Origin of the sequence: Blastococcus sp. CT_GayMR16, assembly GCF_004570875.1 — a bacterium.
GTDB lineage: Bacteria > Actinomycetota > Actinomycetes > Mycobacteriales > Geodermatophilaceae > Blastococcus_B.
The window spans coordinates 167,654-186,560 of the sequence record NZ_SPQK01000001.1 but is presented as its reverse complement, the minus strand read 5'-3'; the positions used below and the strand labels follow the sequence as shown (position 1 = coordinate 186,560).

The 18,907-nt window shown below is 71.9% G+C and carries 15 protein-coding genes; 11 read left to right on the top strand and 4 right to left on the bottom strand.

All coding sequences use genetic code 11. The features are described 5' to 3' along the window. Positions 1-92: 92 nt before the first annotated feature. The 4 genes from E4P38_RS00905 to E4P38_RS00890 all read right to left on the bottom strand — a co-directional run bounded on the left by E4P38_RS00905 (position 93) and on the right by E4P38_RS00890 (position 7,277). Entirely contained in the window at positions 93-1,364 is a 1,272-nt protein-coding gene (locus E4P38_RS00905; RefSeq protein ID WP_135129834.1) for a Wadjet anti-phage system protein JetD domain-containing protein, read from the bottom strand. Beyond that, positions 1,361-4,870, bottom strand: a complete 3,510-nt coding sequence (locus E4P38_RS00900; protein ID WP_167760384.1) for an SbcC/MukB-like Walker B domain-containing protein — start codon at positions 4,868-4,870, stop codon at positions 1,361-1,363. Before E4P38_RS00900 ends, E4P38_RS00905 begins: the two co-directional genes overlap by 4 nt. A 131-nt stretch (positions 4,871-5,001) precedes the next feature. Further along, complete coding sequence (locus E4P38_RS00895; RefSeq protein WP_135129832.1) at positions 5,002-5,811, bottom strand: DUF4194 domain-containing protein; 810 nt, start codon at positions 5,809-5,811, stop codon at positions 5,002-5,004. Next, entirely contained in the window at positions 5,808-7,277 is a 1,470-nt protein-coding gene (locus tag E4P38_RS00890; RefSeq protein ID WP_167760383.1) for a DUF3375 domain-containing protein, read from the bottom strand. The genes E4P38_RS00895 and E4P38_RS00890 overlap by 4 nt, the downstream gene beginning before the upstream one ends. Before the next feature lie 476 nt (positions 7,278-7,753). On the opposite strand from E4P38_RS00890, the gene E4P38_RS00885 reads away from it, so the two are divergent. From E4P38_RS00885 to E4P38_RS00835, 11 genes are all read left to right on the top strand, one after another. Beyond that, on the top strand, positions 7,754-8,512 hold the full coding sequence (locus E4P38_RS00885; protein ID WP_135129830.1) for a hypothetical protein: 759 nt from the start codon (positions 7,754-7,756) through the stop codon (positions 8,510-8,512). A gap of 452 nt (positions 8,513-8,964) precedes the next feature. Further along, entirely contained in the window at positions 8,965-9,618 is a 654-nt protein-coding gene (locus tag E4P38_RS00880; protein WP_209308860.1) for a hypothetical protein, read from the top strand. A 26-nt stretch (positions 9,619-9,644) separates the two neighbouring features. Continuing rightward, entirely contained in the window at positions 9,645-9,998 is a 354-nt protein-coding gene (locus E4P38_RS00875; protein WP_135129829.1) for a hypothetical protein, read from the top strand. Further along, complete coding sequence (locus E4P38_RS00870; protein WP_135129828.1) at positions 9,998-10,804, top strand: hypothetical protein; 807 nt, start codon at positions 9,998-10,000, stop codon at positions 10,802-10,804. Before E4P38_RS00875 ends, E4P38_RS00870 begins: the two co-directional genes overlap by 1 nt. Then, entirely contained in the window at positions 10,797-12,422 is a 1,626-nt protein-coding gene (locus E4P38_RS00865; protein WP_135129827.1) for a hypothetical protein, read from the top strand. The genes E4P38_RS00870 and E4P38_RS00865 overlap by 8 nt, the downstream gene beginning before the upstream one ends. Then, positions 12,419-13,933 (top strand): SCO6880 family protein, encoded by a 1,515-nt coding sequence (locus E4P38_RS00860; protein WP_135129826.1) that lies wholly within the window; start codon positions 12,419-12,421, stop codon positions 13,931-13,933. Before E4P38_RS00865 ends, E4P38_RS00860 begins: the two co-directional genes overlap by 4 nt. Next, positions 13,930-15,468, top strand: a complete 1,539-nt coding sequence (locus tag E4P38_RS00855; RefSeq protein ID WP_135129825.1) for an ATP-binding protein — start codon at positions 13,930-13,932, stop codon at positions 15,466-15,468. Before E4P38_RS00860 ends, E4P38_RS00855 begins: the two co-directional genes overlap by 4 nt. Continuing rightward, the gene (locus E4P38_RS00850; protein ID WP_135129824.1) at positions 15,465-16,628 is read left to right on the top strand and encodes a M23 family metallopeptidase; all 1,164 of its coding nucleotides are present in this window, start codon (positions 15,465-15,467) and stop codon (positions 16,626-16,628) included. Before E4P38_RS00855 ends, E4P38_RS00850 begins: the two co-directional genes overlap by 4 nt. 55 nt (positions 16,629-16,683) lie before the next feature. Further along, positions 16,684-17,286, top strand: a complete 603-nt coding sequence (locus E4P38_RS00845; protein ID WP_209308859.1) for a conjugal transfer protein — start codon at positions 16,684-16,686, stop codon at positions 17,284-17,286. 12 nt (positions 17,287-17,298) lie between these two features. Continuing rightward, the gene (locus E4P38_RS00840; protein ID WP_135129823.1) at positions 17,299-17,607 is read left to right on the top strand and encodes a hypothetical protein; all 309 of its coding nucleotides are present in this window, start codon (positions 17,299-17,301) and stop codon (positions 17,605-17,607) included. Continuing rightward, a complete protein-coding gene (locus tag E4P38_RS00835; RefSeq protein WP_135129822.1) occupies positions 17,607-18,902 on the top strand; it encodes a hypothetical protein in 1,296 nt (431 codons plus the stop codon). The genes E4P38_RS00840 and E4P38_RS00835 overlap by 1 nt, the downstream gene beginning before the upstream one ends. Positions 18,903-18,907 lie beyond the last annotated feature (5 nt).

Below are 18,907 nucleotides of genomic sequence, written 5' to 3'. Positions count from 1 at the left end.
CCTGCCATGTCCGGCTTGGCTGAGAAAGCAAAGCTCGCGACGGGCCGTCCGAATGACAGGACGGCCCGTCGCGCCGTAGATCGGCAACGGCTTCACGGGCGATCGGGGACCGGCCGGGACAGCGGGGGTCCAGTCGCAAGCGCTGTGACGACGCGGTCGAAGCGGATGAATTCCTGCTCTAGACGGACCCGGTCGCCGAACACGTTGTCTCGCAGCAGCCGGTACAGCTCGGCTTCAGCAGCGGTCAGTCCGGGCAGCTGCTCGCTGCGCGTCGGTGTCGTCTCGACGACCCAGTGCTCCTGATGGGCGTGCAACGTCGCCAGGTCCATCAGGACCGGCTCGACGTGCGGCGCGACCTGCCGGACACGGCCCAGGATTGCCAGTCCGTGCGTGTCGACGTCACCCCAGTAGCGAACGCGGACCTTGTGCAGCCAGGGCAGAGCCGCCAGCACCGAACTGGCCTCGTTACCTGAGCCCCACAGTACGAGCTGCGCGGGATGGTGAGGTGCGGTCTCAGCGCTCAGCTTGTTCTCAGTCACGAGCAGCGTGTCGATCCCGACCGCTGGCGGGTCGAGCGCCTGCAGCGCGGTCAGCGGCCAGAACGCCACCGCGGTCGACGGGCCCGCCTGGTCGCGGTCGGTCGAACGGGGCAGCCCGAGAACCTCCCACCGGCCGGCGAGCAGCACGTGCCGGTCCGGGGCGGTGAAGCCGAACCGGCCGGTGAACGTGCCAGCGTCCGGGTCGATCGCCGTGTCCGGCAGCCGGGCGTCAAGCAGCCTGGACAGAAGCGCCTCGTGCTGGGCGACGAGCTTGGTGTGCACCCCGCCGACCGGAACCTGGCGGATGTGCACGCCCGGGCGCGGATGCTTGGCCACCCAGTCGACGATCGCCAGCAGCAGCGGCCAGTCGGCGGCGGCCGCGACCACGGAGTGCGGACGCGCCAGCGCGACCTCGTTCGCGGACGGGCTTCCCTCAGCCTGCTGCAGGCATCGGGCGAACGTGTCGGCCTGCGTCGCGGCCGCCCGACCGAGGACGCCGAGCGCTATTGGCGGTGTGTCGAGCCAGGCGTACACCGGGACGGTCTGCCGGCCAAGCGCGCCGGCGCTCATCGTGCGGGTCTCCAGCCGCCAGCCTTGCGTCGACGCAGCGGTTCGCAGCCCCCGCGCCCACGTGCTCACCTCGAAGAGGTGCTGGGCGACGTCAGCGGACTTCGGTCCGCTCAGCCGCACCCGGCGCGGGAAGTGGGTGCGCTCCTGCGGGCTCTGGTGCAGCTCGCGCAGCACATGGCCGGCGTCCCATGCGGTTTGGGCGGCTGCCTTGACCGCCGCAGCGGTCCCCCAGCTCGCTGTTATGGGCTTGCTCATTCCGGCTGCTGCGGCAAGCCAGCGTCGGAGATCTCCCGCAGGACATGCGGAGTGAGGATCACGTCGACCGCCCGGCCGCGGTCAGGGCGCGCATCGGAGCCGGAGCTGGCGGCGATGCCGCTGCCATCGTCGACGGCGGCCGGCTGCGCAAGCGGTCCGTAGGCGTGCGCGGCCCTCCGGGTCCGGTACTCCTCCACCGTCATCGTGATCATCTCTGAGCGGCGGCCGACCGCGTGCGCGAAGCCGACCGCGGACACGTATGGCTCGATTGTCCAGATCTTCTGCAGCGGCGTGATGACGAGCATCTGCAGGCCGAGCCGGGTGAACAGGTCCATGCCGAACCGCCCGGCGTCGTCGGAACCCTTGGTGAACGCCTCGTCGATCATCACGAAGCGGAAGGCGTCCACGCGACCGTCGGCCAAGCCGTACTGGTAGGCCAGGCTCGCTGCCAGGATGGTGTAGGCGAGCTTCTCCTTCTGTCCGCCGGACTTGCCGTCAGAGTCGGTGTAGTACTCGACCTGGATGTCGTCCTCGCGCGTCCGTTCGGAGGCAGCGAAGGTGAACCACTGCCGCACGTCGGTGACCCGCGCGGCCCATGCCCTGTCCGCGACTACCGACTCGGGTCGGCCGACGAAGCGGTCGAGGAGGTCACGCACCCGCAGGAAACGAGCCTCCGAGTAGACGCTCTCCTCATCGTCGTCGACCGCACCTTCGGTGATCGAGCGCAGATCGGCCCGGAAGTCTAGGACCTGAGGGCTGGTGGTCGGCTTGGCTTCGAGGACGATGTAGGTGTCGGGGCCGAAGTTCGTCCGTGCCAGCGCCGCGTTAATCGTCTCGAGACGCCCCGCGATCTTCTTCGACTCATTGACCAGCCCGCGGTGGAACGCGGCGATCTCGTTGATTGCCTGCTTCTCCAGGTGGGTGCGGAAGTCGGCCTCAAAGCGCGGCAGGTCGTCGGTCTTGAGCCGGCGCTGCAGCTCCATCAGCTCGTTGCGTACTTCAGTGCTCCGTGTGTCGATCTCCTCGCACAGCTGGGGCCAGCCTGCTGCGAACCTCTGCTGCTCGGCGACCAGGTACTGCCCGGCACGCGCGCGGTTCTGCGTCGCCAGGGCACGTACGCGCTCCAGCCCTGCCAGGATCGCGTTCTGCCAGTGCCCGCAGTCATCGACCTCCTCCGGCTCGTCGCCGGCCTCGGCGAGCGCGGCGGCCAACAGCTCGGTGGGGGTGCGCTCGAGCTCCACGTCGACCACGTCGAGCTTGTCGAGTTGGCGGCGGCACTCCTCCATCCGCCCGCTTACCTGGCCGCTGCGCAGGGTCAGCTCGGTGCGCCGATCGTCGGCCTCCTTCAGCCGGGCCTGTACCTGCGTGAGCTCGGCCATGATCTTGGCGATCGTCGGGTCGTTGACGAGCGTGTCGTAGTGCTGCTTGGACTGCTTGACCCGCTCGTGTGCGCCGGCGAGGTCCACGCTGGCCGGGTCGGTGCAGGTCTGCCACAGCAGGGTGACCGCGTCGGTGCGGTCCTTTAGCGCGAAGCCGGCCTTCTTGACCAGGTCCCACTCGGCGACGGCGTCGGCCACCTGCTCACGCAACTGCTCGACCTGCTGGGCAAGGGCGGCGCGTCGGGCGCGGTTGTCCCAGCCGAGCACGTAGCGGCTGCGGTCGTCGAGCTTGTGCCGGTCGTCCTTCTCGTGCCGGCTGCCGCCCTTGATCTGCCCGGCTCGGGTCACTGCTGTCTCGTGCGTAGCCAGTGCGGTGGCGTCGTCGACGCACACGTGCCGGAACCGGCGGGCGACCTCGGCGGCCAACCAGTCGCTGACGACGGTGCCCGTCCTGATCTCGATCTTGGCAGCCATCGAGTCGCCGCGGGCGATGACCGGTTCGAGCCGGCCGCGGACGGCTTGGTAGACGAGGCGGCTGCGGAGGTGGTGGCTGTCGACCCAAGCTGCGACGGCTCGATAGTGCTGGTCGGGCACCAGCAGCGACAACGCCAGCGGCCGCAGCAGTCTTTCGGCGGCGGGCTCCCAGTCGGCCCTGTGATCTACGGCGACGCTGAGCAGCTCACCGGCGTACGGCAGCGCGCCGGCCGGCAAGCCCAGCTCTGTGCACATCAGGTCGCGCAGCCGCACGGCGTCGGTGGGGATGTTGGTGTCTCGGGTGCCGGCGTCGCGCAGCTCATCTTCGGTCGCCTTGAGTTGGCCCGCCAGCTCGTTGACCAGCGTTCGCGCGGCGAAGAACGCATCGTCCTGCGCGGCCTGCTCCTCTGTGGTGCGCTGGCGGGCGCGGTCCAGCGCGCCGCGGAAGGCGGGGAACTCCTCCGGCCCGGCGGGTGGGCGGACTTCAGCCGCAGCCGCCCACTCGAGCACTTTCGCGTGGCTGGCGGCGACCTGCTCGGCCTGTTTGCGGGCCTCGACGAGCCCGAGCCGGGCCGCTTCGACCTTGCCGCCGTCGGCCTCGTTGAGCGCGACGTTGAGCGCGACCTCACGCTCGCGGTCGAGGGCGATGTCCTGCCCGATGCGGTCGATCTGCGAGGCCAGCGCAGGCAGATCGGCCTCGGCCTCGCTGATCGCGGACTGCAGCAGCGTGGCGCGCAGCCGGTCGACGTGTGCCGGGACGGCTCGGGCGGCTTGCTCGGTCGCGCTGATCCGGGCGCCACTGTCGTCGTAGCGGCGGCTGTACCGCTCGACCTCGTCGAGGACCTCAAGCTGCTTGCGTACGTCTACGACGAGGTCGTGGGCGCGGGTCAGGTCGCCGTAGTGGCTGAGCATCGTGTCGATGACCCGGCCGACGTCGGGAGCGTCGAGCATGTGCGAGCGGACAAAATCAGTCAGGTTGCCGACCTGCTTCATCGATACGGTGGTGGCGAACAGCGCCAGACCGGCGGGGCTGAGCCCGAGCTTGCGGCAGAGCGCGCCCTGGTAACGCTCGAAGCTGTCAAACAGCTCGATGCCGCTGGCACGCAGCGACGCTTTGAGGACCTTGATGTCGGCGTGGCCGAGCAGGCCGGTCTCGATCTCGACAGCCCGGTCGGCGACCAAGTACATGCGCTGCGGCGCGGAGGTGCGGTCGTTGAAGGTCAGGACGAGCCCGCCGCTGATCGGCCCGGTCGGGCTGGCGAACGTGGCGACGATCGCCGAGAGCGTGCCGGCGCGGGTGCGCAGGTACTGCGCCCGGGAGCTGCTGGTGCTCTCGTCCTCGATCTTGCCGTACTGGCCGAGGGCATAGGAAGTCAGCGAGCGCTCGTCACGGTCGGCGCCAGCGGCGGCGTTGAACACGATCCGATTGGCCGGGGCAAGCAGCGCGGTCATGGCATCGACGAGGGTGGACTTGCCGCTGCCGACGTCCCCGGTCAGCAGGCCGTTGCCGCCCTGCAGACCGAGCGTGTAGACCTTGCTGTGGTAGGTGCCCCAGTTGTAGACCTGCAGCGTGTCGAGCCGGACGCCGTCGGCAACGGGCGCCTGCAGAGTCGGTGGAGTCTCCGGTGCAACGTCCTGCTCCGACTTCGGCACCGCAGGATGCCGGGGCAGGTCGGTGTCGGTCGCGGACGTGTTCGGCCTAGCGTTCGGTGCTGCAAGGTCATCCGGGGTGAGCAGCGTTAGCGGCGGCGGCGTGTCCTGCTCGTCAAGGCCGGTTGCGGTCGTCACGCGCTCTCCTGGGTGCTGCTGCCTGTAGCAGGGGGGTCGAACAGGGTCTGTTCAACGGTGGACGGACCAGCTTGGTCGGTGCCGGCAGATGGCGGTGCCTGTTCCGGCACATTCAGTCGCCCGGTCGGCGCGACCGGTTCGGTAGGCACGTCGGCAGGCATCCTTGAGGGGATGTCCGCGGGACCGTCGGCGCGGGTCTCAGCGCGCGGCTCGTCTGCGTCGGGGAGGTCGACGGGCTCGTCCAGGACGGCGTCGGGGTCGTCACCAGTCAGCAGCCGGTCGCGGTACTCAGCGAGCCACTCGGCCGTGACGACGGACTTCAGGATCCGCCGGATCTCGTAGGTCGGCTGCGGGCCCTTGAGCTTGCGCAGGTACCCGAGGTTTTCGGCCCGGCCGATGTCGGCGACGATCCGGTCCTCGAGCGTGCCGTCCGGGTAGTACAGCCGCAACTGCTCGACCAAGTCGGCCTGCGTGACGATCGCTCGTGGGGTGTCGGACTCAGCGTCGGCCGCGGCCAGGCGCTCGCGCAGCACGACCAGCAGCACGGTGACGTGGTGGCTGAGCACGTGCTTGCGCATCAGTGGCGGGATGGCCTCATCGGCGTCGTCGCTGCGGCGCAGGAAGGCGTACCGCTCGACGTTATCGAGCACCAGACGAAGGCCGAGCACCGCGACGTACTCGCGCACGGCCGCCTCGTTGTCCAGCAGCGCCGACCAAACACGGCTGCTCTCGTCTTCGTACACCGGGCCGAGTAGCAGCTTCGCGGCGGCGGTCGAGACGCCGAGCTCGGCGGCGCGAGTGCTCATGCGGTTCCCCTTGCGCTGCCCGTGGCTGCGGTCGCCGCGGAGGTGAAGATGACCAGCGGGAGTTCGGCGATGCGGTGCACGCCGGCGTCGTCGGCCCAGCCGATCCGCTGCGTGTCGGTGGTGGCGGTGCCGCCCTCGCTGGCGCTGATCTGCAGGTAGCCGACCAGCTCGGCCAGTCCGAGAGTCAGAGGGTGCGCGGCGACGATGTCGCCGAGGCTCGTGACCCCGCCCTGCTCGGCGACGGTCGCGCGGACGCAGTTGCGGAGCCGCTCGGTGTCGACGTGCTGCACCGACATGAGCGCGGTCAGGTCGACCGGGGCTGTCTCGGCGTCGAGCTCGGGCGCGTCCAGCGTCGCCGGGGTGTACGGGGTCCGGAGCGGCCGTTCGACCGGCATGCTGATGTCGGCGCGCAGGTCGGGCAGCTCGAACTTGACCTTGCGGTTGTCGTTGTCGCGGAGCTCGAGCGCGGCGGCGAGCGCCTGCCGCAGCAGGGTGTGGATGCGCCGCGACTCGGCCCACTCCGCGTCGTCGAGGAAGCGGCGCAGCTGCCCAGAGAGTGCGCGGACGGTGTCCATCGTGGCGGTCGCGGCGTCGAACAGGTCAGTGCGCAGGACGCGCTCGACCTGGCCGGTGCGGCCACGCAGGGCATTGAGCTCCCCGACAGCCTTGAGCAGCTGCTCGAGCTCGTCCTGTTGGGAGGTGGACAGCATGAGCTCCCAGAAGGCCGTCCAGCTTCGGCCCTGATCGGAGTCACCGATCTGCGCAGTCGAGCCGAACACCGCTTCGAGGAACTTCCCGCGTGGCCCGTCCCAGGTCACCGCCTGCGCGCGGACCTGCCGGTCCAGGGTCCGGAAGTTGTCCTCGACGGCGCGCAGATCAGCCAGCAGCTCCTGACCGGTCGCGACGATCTGCTGATAGCGCTCGCGGACGGCGGTGGCGTCCATGCGGGTGTCCTCACCAGACAGGATCTTGGCGAGCTGGTCGTCGACGTCGGCGCGCTGCCGACGCAGCGCGTCGATGCGTTCCTGCGGGTCCTCGCTGGAGCCGACGGCGATCTGCCGGAGCAGGTCGCGGATCGTCAGCAGCCGGCTGCTAGTGCCCACGAACTCGCGGGGTCCGAGCTCGCGACAGAGCCCGACGGCGACCTCCACCGCGGCTGTCGGGGCGTAGTGCAGCTCGTCGGAGCCGGTGGGGTACGAACCGCGCAACCAGCCGACCGACGGGTCAGCCCACTCCTTGAGGTACGCCTCGGCCGAGCGCGGGTACGGGTGCGCCTCGTCGCGGATGGCGGTGAGGTAGTCCTCCAGGGCTGCGCTTACCTCGGTTGCCTGCAGCTCGCGGCGGTTCGGCTCGAGGAAGCAGGCGATGAGGAAGCCTAGGACCAGGGGTGCGTGATCGGCCTGCAGCAGGCGCCACGCCGGGTGCCGGCGACGGCTGACGATCTCCTCGTAGGACAACCCCGTCACCGCCCGGCCTCCCATCTCCTCGACGTTTTCGGCGTTGCCGCTGTAGCGCGGCCGCCGTCCAACGCGCACCCGTCGCCCAAGCAACCACATCCCAACGACAAGATGCGGACCCTCGAGCTGATCGGCGACGAGTTGGCGGAATCGCTGAGCCGGTGAGACGGCAGCTGAGTGCGGCACCGGGCACACCCTGGACCGTGCTCGGTGCCGGTGGCCCATCGGCTTTCAGAGCACGCGGGCGCCAGGTGCTGCAAGCCGATCAGGCCGCCTTCGTCGTCGCACCCCGGTACGTCACCCCTCGTTGCTCGCTCCGTCACCCCCTCGTCGCGGGACGCCGAGTGTCCCCAGACGCAATAGCGGGACAGCGCTGGCCGCGCGATGACGTGACCGCCGTCTGTCACCCCTGTCGAGGGGTGACGGCTCGTTGAACGTCTCTGCGGAGCGTCGACGGCATCACACCGATGCCGGAGGACCCGCACATGTTCCAAGACGCCACCATCGTCGGCAGCTGGCCGGCGCTCGCCGCACGCCTGGACGACGAGGCCATCCTCGTCCGCTGGGCAGCCACCGAGCCAGACCTGGCCGGGCTATGCAGCGTCCATGACGTGCTGGCCGTCTGGACCGAGGGCGGCGCGGAGGATCGCCGTGACGTCGTGCTCGCCGCGCTCGTCCGGCTGGCCGCTGTAGACGGTGGCCGCGACGACGACGCGCTGCTGCTGACGCTTCACTTGCTCAGCGGGCTGGTGCGGACGATGGCCAGGGAGCTTGCAGACCTGAACCCCGACATCCTCGCCGTGGTCGTCGGCGAGCTCGCCTGCCAGATCCGCCGCTACCCATGGCGACGCCGACCTCGGGCGATCGCGGCGAACCTGCGCGCCGAGACCCGGCGTGCGGTGCTCGCCGAGCTGCGCCCCGGCAGCCGCTACCACCCCGACTGGGTGGAGGTCCTGACCGCCACGGGCGACATCACTCGGATTGCATCTGCCAACGCCCGCCAGGAGGGGGAGGACCTCGACGTCGTCGACCTGCTGCAGTGGGCGGTGCGCTCAGGGGTCGACGCCGAGGACGTCGCACTGCTCATCGCCACTGAGTGCAGCCGCGACCGTCAACGCCGGCGTGCCGACCAGAAGGTCGCCGCCGGACACGGCATCACGACGCGCACGCTGTACCGCCGGCGGAACCGCACCCTGACCGCCTTGCGCCGCGTGGCTCCCCAGTACCTGGCGGCCGTGGCGTGAGCCCCCTGCTCCAGGACGTCGATGAAGCGGGTGCCGTGACGGGCGATGTGGCCAACAACGGCGACGTCGACCCCGACGAGCGACTGCTGTCGGTTGCGGAGATCCAGCAGGCCTTCCGCGAGCTGCGTGCCCGTCGTCCGCGACCTGCCGCGAGCAGGCCAGCCACGCTGACGCGTCTCCACGAGCCCTCCGTGTCCGAGGACCCTGTACCGGCGGGTGCACCAGTTCTATCCCCGCGCCGAACAAGGCCAGACGGGGACAGCACGGCGCCCCCTGTTCGAGACGACGCGCACCGCGAGCGGTGGGCTGGCAGCGGCGACAGGGCGCTGCAGCGAGACGCGAGCAGGGGTGACAGCGAACCCGCAGCTGTCCCGCGCAGGGGTGACATCGACGCGCTGGCGGCCGACTGGATCACGGTCGTAGCGTCACACGCGGGTGCCGGCGCCTCCACGGTGGCCCTGGCCATCAGCGACGCCGCTGCGGCCACCTACCGGCGGGTGCACCTGGTGGAGACTGCGCATCCCCACCGGTCGGGGCTGATGGCCGCGGCGTCGGCGGAGCTGGGCACCGACGCCGCCGGCGCCTGGCGACGCGGCTCCCGCGACCGCGTCACGATCGATCGCCGCGTCGCGGACGTGGAGCCGGGGGGCTGGCCGGTCCTCCCGATCAGCGAGGAATCGGCGGTCACCGTCCTCGATCTCGGGCTGGCTGCTTCGGAAGACCTGGCCCGACTGGCCGCCGACCGCACGCGCACAGTCGTCGTCTGCCGGCCGACCGTGCCCGGGGTGCGGCTGACCGAGCACGTGCTGAGCCAGCTGGCCGAGCAGCCGGCGGTGGTCGCCGTCGTGGGACCGGCGCGCTGGCCCGTGGCGGTGACGGCCAACCTCGGTCCGCAGCTTCGCGAGTTGCGGTCGCGGGGCCGGGTGCTCCGAGTTCCGGTCGACCGACGACTGCAGATTGCCGGTCTGACTGGTGACCGGTTGCCCAAGGCGGTGACGGATGCGGGCCGGTCGCTGGTCGAACTGTTGATGCCGGCCGTGTCGCAACCTCGTCATCAGCGCCGGGCGGCATCGTCCCAGCCGGGCGTGGCGGGGGAGGCCCGGTGACGGCCCCGCGTAGAACCGCACCCGAGATGGTACGAGCGGCCTCGACCGTCGCGTTCGTCGCCGTGGCCCTGGTCATGCTGGCCGCGTGGCCTGCTACCGCGGCGCCGGTGGAGCTGACCGCGGCGGTCTGCCCGGAGGCCCCGCCGGGAGTGCAGCCCTTCGCCGATCAGGTGACGGCGTGGGTGAAGTGGGGCGTGCTGGCGCTGATCGGGATCGCCGCCGTCGTGTCGCTGGGCTCGGTCCTGGTGGGCCGGATGTTCTCCCATCCGCATGCCTCCCGGTATGGGGCGATGGGCGTCGCGGTGGTCGTGATGGTGGCCATCACCTACACGGTCATCCTGGTCATCCTCGGATCGATCACCGGCAGTGGGTGCACCTGATGCGCCGCCGTCCCGACGTGCGGCGGAGCGGTACGCCGGAGTGGAGCCCGGCCCGTCTCCTTGCGGCGCTCGTAGTCAGCGCGGTGGTGGCGCTGGCGGTGCTGGCCGGCCTGGTCTTGGCAGTTGTCGGAGGGCTTATCGAGGAGCCGGATGAGAGGGATGCCGCACGACAGGCTGCGGCTTCCCCCTCGGGCATGTCGCGGCACGATGCGCTGGCCGCCGCGCCGATGCCGACCGCCGACCCGGATGACGCGCTGCCCGGCGCGGTGTCGAGTCAGGCTGCGGGCGTTCTCGAGTTGCCGCGCGCTACCGGCGTGGGCCCGGCGGACGTGCCCACCGGCTTTTCGCGAACGCCCGAGGGTTCGCTGGCGCAGCTGGCGGCGATCGACGTGACGGCGATGCAGAGCGGCTCGATGGACGGCGTGCGGCGGGTGATCACCGAGTGGGCCGCGCCGGGCGGGCCGACCCCGGAGACGTGGTCCGGGGTGGACGGCATGGCGAGTTTGTTGTCTGCAGCGGGGCTCTCGGCGGCCGGGTCGCCGCAGCTGGCGATCGTCGTCCGCCCGGTGATGGGGCTGATCAAGGGCACGGTGGGCGACGAGTTCGCAGTGGTGTGCGTCAACTTCGAGTTCACCGTCACCGTGGAGCAGACCTCCCGGATCGCGATCGCCGACTGCCAGCGCATGGCCTGGGTGGGGGACCGGTGGGTAATCGGTCCGGGAGCGGAGCCGGCGCCGGCGCCCTCGGTCTGGCCGGGCACCGAGGCGGCGATCGCGGCCGGCTGGCGGGATCTGCGCCATGTATAGGCCGCAGCTCGCCCAGTGCGGCCGGTTGCCGCGCCCGCGGATGCTGATCGTCGCCCTGATGCTGGCGGTGATGGGCTGGCTGGCAACCGCGGTTCCGGCCTCGGCCGACTCGACGGTCGTGGCGTTCCCCTCAGCTCCGGCGGCGGACGACGGCTCGCTGCCGTGCCTGCCGATCAACCCGTTCTGCGTGATCGGCGAGGCAGCCGGCGCGGTGGTCGCCGACGTGTGGGTCAGCGCCATGTTGTCGCTGTGGGAGGCCGGGCTGTGGCTGCTGGGACTGGCCTTCTCGGTGATCGACGCCCTGGCCACCCCGGACCTGTCCGCCGGAGGGCCGCTGGCCGCCGTGTATCCGGTGACCTTCGGCATCGGCGCGACCGTGGCTGCGCTGATGGCCATGGTGCAACTGAGCGTCGCAGCGGTGCGCCGGGACGGACAGACCCTGGGCCGGCTGCTGATCGGGCTGCTGCAGTTCGGACTGGTCTGGGCCGGCTACATCGGCGTGGCGGCGCTGCTGGTCACCGGCGTCTCCGGACTGACCACCGCCCTGCTGCGCAGCCTGCTCGACATCGACACCATGGCCGCCTTCGAGCCCTCGATCAGCGTGAGCCGCGACCTGGTGGATGGCACGGTCGCCACCGTGCTGGGGGTCAGCTCGATCTTCCTGCTGGTGCCGGCCAGCGTGGGCTACCTGCTGCTGATGCTGGTTCGCGAGGCGGCGCTCATCGTGCTGGCCGCGACCTCAGCGATCTCGGCCGGCGGACTTCTCGCGCAGACGTCGAGCAGCTGGTTCTGGCGGAGCCTCCGCTGGTTTCTCGCCGCGCTGCTGGTTGCCCCGGTCGCCGTGCTCGTCCTCGGCGTCGGAGTGACCATCACCGAGGGCATCATCACCGGAGCCGAGGAAACGAGCACCGAGGCCGCGATCGGCATGGCGGTGGTTGGCTGCTTATTGATCCTGCTGGGAGCCATCTGTCCGCTGGCGCTGTTCCGGCTGCTGGCCTTCGTCGACCCCGGCACGTCGAGTGGGGCGGCGTTGCGCTCGTCGCTGGCCGCCTCCGGCGGAGTCATGGGGGCGCTGCAGAAGGCTGGTGGCGGGCGAGCGGCCATGGCCACCGCGGCGGCGGGTGCCGCATCCGGCGGGGTGGCGGCCTCAGGGGCGGCTGTCCGAATGGCCGGGGACCGGGCGCAGGGGGAGTCGACCGCGGACGCGGCCACCAGCGGCCGGTTCGCCGGAGCGCTGCGCGCGCTGAGCGTCGGCACCTCACAGGCGGGGCGGCTGGCGGCCGGCGTGGCGGGCTCGGCGTCGGACGTACTGTCGGGCGCCGGAGTCGGGCACACCCACCCCTACTACGGGCAGCCGCTGCCCGCCCGGGTACCGGCGCGCGGCAACGGCTCCGCCGGAGGGACGGCGACCGGAGGCGGGCACGGCCGAGGGCGCCGTCCCGACGACGGCGGACCCCAGCAGCCTGCCCCGGCGAGGACGACCGAGATCGGGCACGCCCAGGACCCTGGAGGCGGGCCTTCTGCGGCCTGGCCCGCCGAGCGCCTCGACGGCATGGCGCCTGGCCGGCCTGGTGAGAGCGGCGACCCGATCGGTCCCAACCAGGACGACACCCGATGAACGCCGTCCGATACGGGGACTACTCCCGCGACGTCTCAGGCTGGTTCCTCGGGATGACCGGCGCCCAACTGGCCCTCGTCACCCTCGCGGGCGTACCGGCGCTATTGGCCCTGAACGCGCAGGCCTGGGCGCTGCTCGCCATCTGGCTGCCGGTGTGGGCGCTACTAGCCGCCGTGCTGTTGGTCCCCCTCCGGGGTCGCGCCGCGGGCCGCTGGTTCGCCGACCTGTGCCTGCACGCGATCGGAGGAGCGATGGGCTGGACGGTGTTCGGCGCACGAGCCGCCTCAGGGACGGCCGAGGACCTGTCCGAGGCGGACCTGCCAGGGGTGCTCGCCGGCATCCGCACTCATGACGGACCGCCCTACGGGCCGCTGTTCACCCGCCCCGTGATCGTGCAGAACTCCGCGGCGCGCACTTGGGCGGCCGTGGCGCGGATCGACCACCCCGGCATCGGCCTCGCTGAGCCGGCCGAGCGGGACAGGATGGGCGCCGGCTTGGCCGAGCTGTGCGAGATCGCCGCGCGCACCGAACTGATCGACGTCCTCGCCCTGCAGGTGCGCACCGTTCCCGACGACGGTGCCGAGCGCGCCGCTTGGGAACGAGCCCACACCCGTTCCGACGCCGCGCCCCTGGCCGCCCGGGTGAACGCACTGTTGGGCGCCACCCTCACCCCGGCGGCGGTGCGCACCGAGGCCTTCGTGACCGTCGTCGTCGGCGAGGGCCGGATGGGTCGGGCTGCGAAGGAGTCCGGCGGTGGGGTGGACGGCCGCGCGCGCGTGCTGCACGGGGTGATGGCCGAGGTCGAGAGTGCCTTACGTGGCCCGGTCGGCTGCACCGCCGTCACCTGGCTGGACTCGGCTGCACTCGCTGCCGCGGTGCGCACCGGCTTCGCCCCCGGCGACCGTGGCCAACTAATCGCCGCCGGGCTGGCCGCCGCCAACGGCGCCCAGCTGGCGACCGGGGTGCCGATGGGCGCCGCCGGACCAACCCACGCCCGCGCAGAGATGCGGCACTACGTGCACGACGCGTGGGCGTCGGTCACCGACACGATCCTGCTGCCCGACTCCGGGGCGGTGCTCGGCGCACTGGCCCCGGTGCTGGTCCCGACGACCGCGGGGGAGCGGCGCTGCCTGACGGTGTTCCTCGCCCCGCTGCCGCTGGACCGGGCCACCCGGCTGGTCGGCCGGGAAGAGATGAGCGCGACCACCGGCAACGAGCTGCGCGCCCGCATGGGCTTCCGGCAGCGGGCCCGGCAGCGACGGGACACCGAGCGGATCGGTGCCGCCGACGAGAAGCTGGCCGCCGGCCGCGCGCTCGTCCGCCCCGCCGTCGCCGTCTGCGTCACCGTCCCTGCCACCTGGCCGGTGGACGAGCACGGCCGCCGGCTCGCCGCCTCCATCCGTGCCGCTGGCTTTGTGCCGTTGCGGCTGGACCTGGCGCAGGACTCCGGCTTCGCCGCCGCCGCCATTCCCCTCGGCGTCGGGCTGCCCGACCGCAGGGGACGACGATGAACCGCCGCAGCTCCCGCCGGGGCCGGGACGTCGCCGTCCTGCTCGACGACTTCGGCCACAGGCTCCCTGGCGTCCCCGCCGTCGAGACGGCGGAACGGGAGCGCGGCCCGTTCACCGCGCTGGTGCCCCGCCGCGGACCGCGCGGCCGCGGCCGGGGTCGCGCAGTGGCGCTTGCGCCGCTGTCGGTATGGCGGATGACGTCGGAGCAGACGCCCGTGGTGTGGCCGCTGATCGCCACCAGCGGTCTGCCGCCCACCGGTGCGCAGATGGGCATCGACCTGCTGTCGGGCGGGGCGTTCTACTGCGATCCGGTCGGCTGGGTCACCGACGATGCCATCCCGGTCACCAACCCGAACGTCGTGGTCTTCGGCAAGCCTGGCCGCGGCAAGTCCGCCACCGTCAAGGCTTTCGCGCTGCGCATGCTCGCCTACGGCTATCGCACGCTGATCCTGGGCGACACCAAGGACGAGTACGAACCGCTGTGCCGCGCGCTGGGCGTGGAGCCGTTCGTCATCGGCCACGGACTGTCCGCCCGGGTCAATCCGCTGGCCTTCGGCCCGCTCGGCCACGGCTGGGACCGGCTCGCCGCCGCCGAGGCCCGCCGCCGCGAGGCAATCATGTTCGCCCGCTGGCTCGTGTTGATCCGTGGCCTGGTCGGTTCCCAGAACGTGCCCTTCGGCCCGGTGGAGGAGACCGCGGTCGGCGAGGCGCTGCGACTGCTCACCGGCTACCGCAGCGGAGCTACCCGGCTGACCGAGCCCACCATCCCACAGCTGTGGCGAGTCCTGGACGAACCCACCGACGAGCTCGTCACCTGCTGCCGGTACGCCGACCGGCGGCACTTCCTCGACGCCACCCGCACCCTCCGCGACGCTGTGGGGGCCCTGGTCAAGGGCTCGTTGGCCGGGCTGTTCGACGACCACACCACCATCGCCGTCGACTGGCGGGCGCCCATCCAATCCCTGTCGCTGTCCCGCCTCGAGCCGCTTGGTGACCAGGCCGTCGGCATCGCGCTGACCTGCCTGAACTCGTGGGGCCAGGCCATGCGGGAGATCGCCGAGTTGGGTGACCTGCGGATCGTCATCCGCGACGAGACCTGGCGGCAGATGCGGCTCGGTGTCGACGCGATGAAGAGCCTGGACGCCAACCTGCGGCTGTCCCGCCGCGACGCTGACGTGCAGATCCTGCTCGCGCACAAGCCCTCGGACATGCTCACCGCCGGCGACGCCTCCTCCCAGGCGGTGGCCATCGCCCGGGACCTGCTGCACCTGTGCGACGTCAAGGTCCTGCACGGCCAGGACCAAGCCGTCGCCGAGGAGCTCGCCACCATGCTCGGGCTGACCCCGATCGCCCAACGGGTGGTCACGGGCTGGGCGATCGCCGGTAAGGGCCGCGCCCTGTGGCTGGTGGGCGACCGGGCGTTCAAGGTGCAGACGGTCCTCACCGAGCCCGAGCTGGCCCTGACCGACACCAACGAGGCCCTCACCGCGATCCCCCTGGAGCTCAAGGACCCCGAGATGGGACGTCCGGCATGACCGGGACGGCCGAGGGATTGGCTCGGGCGTACGCGAAGCGATGGCTGTGGAAGGCCGCCGCTTCCGTCGCCGTCCCAGTGTTCGGGGTACTCACCCTGCTGCTGATCCCTCTCGCGGTTCTCGCCGCTCCGGAGGCGTCGACGTCGCTGGCGTCGTCGGGCTGCTCGATCGGCGGCACCGGCACCACTGTCGCCGGCATCGGACTGGACGCCGTCCAGATGGGTCACGCGCAGACCATCGTCACCGTCGCCGCAGCACAAGGGCTCGACCCCTACGCGGCCACCGTGGCGCTGGCCACCGCCTACCAGGAGTCCCGGATCCGGATGCTGGCCAACGACGGCAGCAGCCCGAAGCTGACCGCGGAGCAGGCCGCGGTGACCGCGACCAGCCTGACCTACCCCTACGACGGGCTCGGCTCCGACTACGACAGCGTCAACACCTTCCAGCAGCGCTGGATCGCCGGATGGGGCACCGTCGCTCAGCTGATGGACCCGGTCTACGCCGCCGAGGCCTTCTACCGCCGACTGGTCGAGGTCCCGAACTGGCAGACGATCCCGCTCACTGACGCAGCCCAAGCCGTGCAGATCTCGGCAGCCGGATCCGCCTACGCCCCCTGGGAGCCGCTCGCCCGCGAGCTGACCGCCATGCTGTGGCCGGCCGCCCAGGCCGACGCGAGCGGTGCGGCGGCCGGCGTCTGCCCGGGGCTACCGGTCCCAGCCGGGTCGTGGATACGGCCTACCGCCGGCACCGTCACCTCCGGCTACGGGTCCCGCTGGGGCGCCCTGCACGCCGGTGTCGACATCGCCGGCCCCCGGAACACCCCTGTCTACGCCGCCGCCGACGGCAGCGTGGTCATCGCGGCGTGCACCAGCGCCTACTGCGACCGCGACGGAAGCCTGAGCCTGGCCGGCTACGGCAACCTCGTCGAACTCGACCACGGCGGCGAGGTGACCACCCGCTACGCGCACCTGTCGGCCTACACCGTTACCACCGGCCAGCGCGTAGGCGCCGGGTCGCTGCTCGGTTTCCAGGGGTCTACCGGCAACAGCACCGGCGTCCACCTGCACTTCGAGGTCCGCCTGGACGGCGCATCCGTCGACCCCGTGCCCTGGCTGGCCGACCAGGGCGTCAACCTGCACGCCAGTGCCACCGCCGGGTGACCGGCAGAGAGGGGAGCCAGGACGTGGGCATCCACCACCGGCCCAGGGCCGGCGCGTGACCGCGCCGTTCCGGCGTCGCGATCCGCAGCCGATCGCCCGGGGATGGGAACTGGCCGTCGCCGCGGCCGGTGGCGCCCTGATCGCTGTCGCGCTGGCGGCCCTGGTCGGTCTCGGGCTCGCCTCGGCGTTGTGGGGCGGTGGCTGGGTGTGGCCGCAGGGCACCGAGACGATCACCGACGTCCTCGGCGGGCTACTGAACGGCGATCCCGGCCGCGGCCTGTCACCGGATCAGCTGGGTCGGGTCGCCGGGCCCGTACCGGTGTATGCGTGTGTTGCCGCGGCCGAGCTCGTCCTGCTTACCGCCGCGGTCATCACCGCAGTCCTGCTCGCCCGCCACCGGCGTCCCGGCGACGCCCGCGGCGGCATGGCCACCCACAGGGAGGCCGAGCAAGCCCTCGGGTTGCGCCAGCTCCGCGCCGGGCGAGCGGTCATCCGCCCGGACCGCTACCCGTCCAAAGGCTGCCGAGGACGCCTCCATCGCCTCATTCCACAGGCGGCGACGCGATCCGCGGTCGTATCCACAGATCCGTCCACAGCACCGCTTCCCGATCGACCTCCCCACCACCGTCGATCCAGGCATCACCCGTCCGCCCTTTGAAGGAGAACCTCGATGAGCTCGACCGACGACGGCCTGAACTGCGATCTGCTGGCCGCCCGGGCCGAGGCGGCGGCACTGTTCGCCGCCGCTTCCCGCAACGACCAGGCGGGGCCGACAGCGCAGCTGCACTGCCTCGCCGCCGCCACCGCCCTGCGTGCGCCCAGTGGCCCAGTGCCCGCGACGGCCGACGCCACCGACCCTGACCGGCTCGTCGAGCAGGCGCTGCGCATCCTCGGCAACCTGCCCGCTGACGACTTCGCGCACCCCGACGTCCTCGCCGCTGCACAGCACGGCCACCGAGCGCTACGTGCGCCACGCTGATGGCCACCTCGCTCGGGCAGCTGCTCGACGCCCTCGCCGACACAGCGCGGACCACGGACGACAGCGCGGCCGCGCGCGCCGATGCAGGCACTGCGTTGGGCCACCTGGGTCGGGCGTTGGCTCACCTGCGCCGCGACGGCGTATCCCCTTTCGCCGGCGATCGCCGCGAACAGCAGGTCGCCGCCCTGGCTGCCGCCTGTACAGAGATCGGCGTTCGCGCGCCAGCCACCGAGTCGGCGTTGACCCGGTTGGCGGCCGCCGCGGCCGACACCGTCGGGGTCCTGTACGACCACACCACCGTGACCAGCCGGTGGGCCGCCGCCACCGCCGTGGCCGAGACGGTGACGCCGCTGGCCGAGGTGGTCGCCCACCGCCTACCTGCCGGTCCGGCGAAGCAGTGGCACGCCGAGGTCGAGCGTCAGGCGGCCCTGGTCCAGCAGACAGCCGCGCTGCAACCGCCGACCCGCGCCGACGTCGCCATCCTCGACCGCCCCGTTCCAGGCCCCGCGGTCAATGCGTCCGTCGACCCCGCACGCGTGGTCCCCGACGCCATCGGCGTCCTTCTTCAGGCCACCGCCCGAGCCAGTGATCCGCCGTCGGTCACCGAGGTTCTGGCCTACACGATCGCCGCCCAGACACTCAGCTCCGCTGCGGAGCGCCTCGGCTCGGCCGACGCACCACCCACAGGTCGGACGACGGCGGCCGACGCCTGGCGCGCCGTCCGAGCAGCTCTGCGTCCCTACGACGACGGTAGCCGCCGCTTCCACGAGCACACACCATCCGGCGTGACCGCAGCGGGTCGGCTCCATGCCGTCCTCCGCTCTGCCGAGTCTGACCCGGCCACCTGGACGGCGTCCCTGCGCGCATCGGTCACGTCCGCGGCCCAGCACCTGCCCACTCTTGCCACGCAGCTGCTTTACCGCACCGTCCGATCGTGGGCCGACACCGGATCCCTGATCGCCTACGCCCGCGACGTACCGCCGCGGGACGAGCGGGTGGCCGCCTACCTGCGTGGATATCAGCCTGGCGGGCTGGTTCGCGTCAACGCCACCGACCTGCAACCGGTTGCCGGCGCTCTGCACAACGCCCTACTGCTCTCCCTCGCCGTCGCCGACCGGGCAGCCGGTCCGGACGCCCGCACGACGGCCGGCTTCCCGCGCCGGGCCTGGGCCGCGAATCGGGCGCTGCTGGACGACCCGCAGACACCGGTCGCGCTCGGCGTGGCCATTCAGCAGGCCCACCAGCAGCTGCAGGCGGCGCGTGCCCAGCGGCCCGGGCCCAGCCGGGCGCGCTGAAAGGG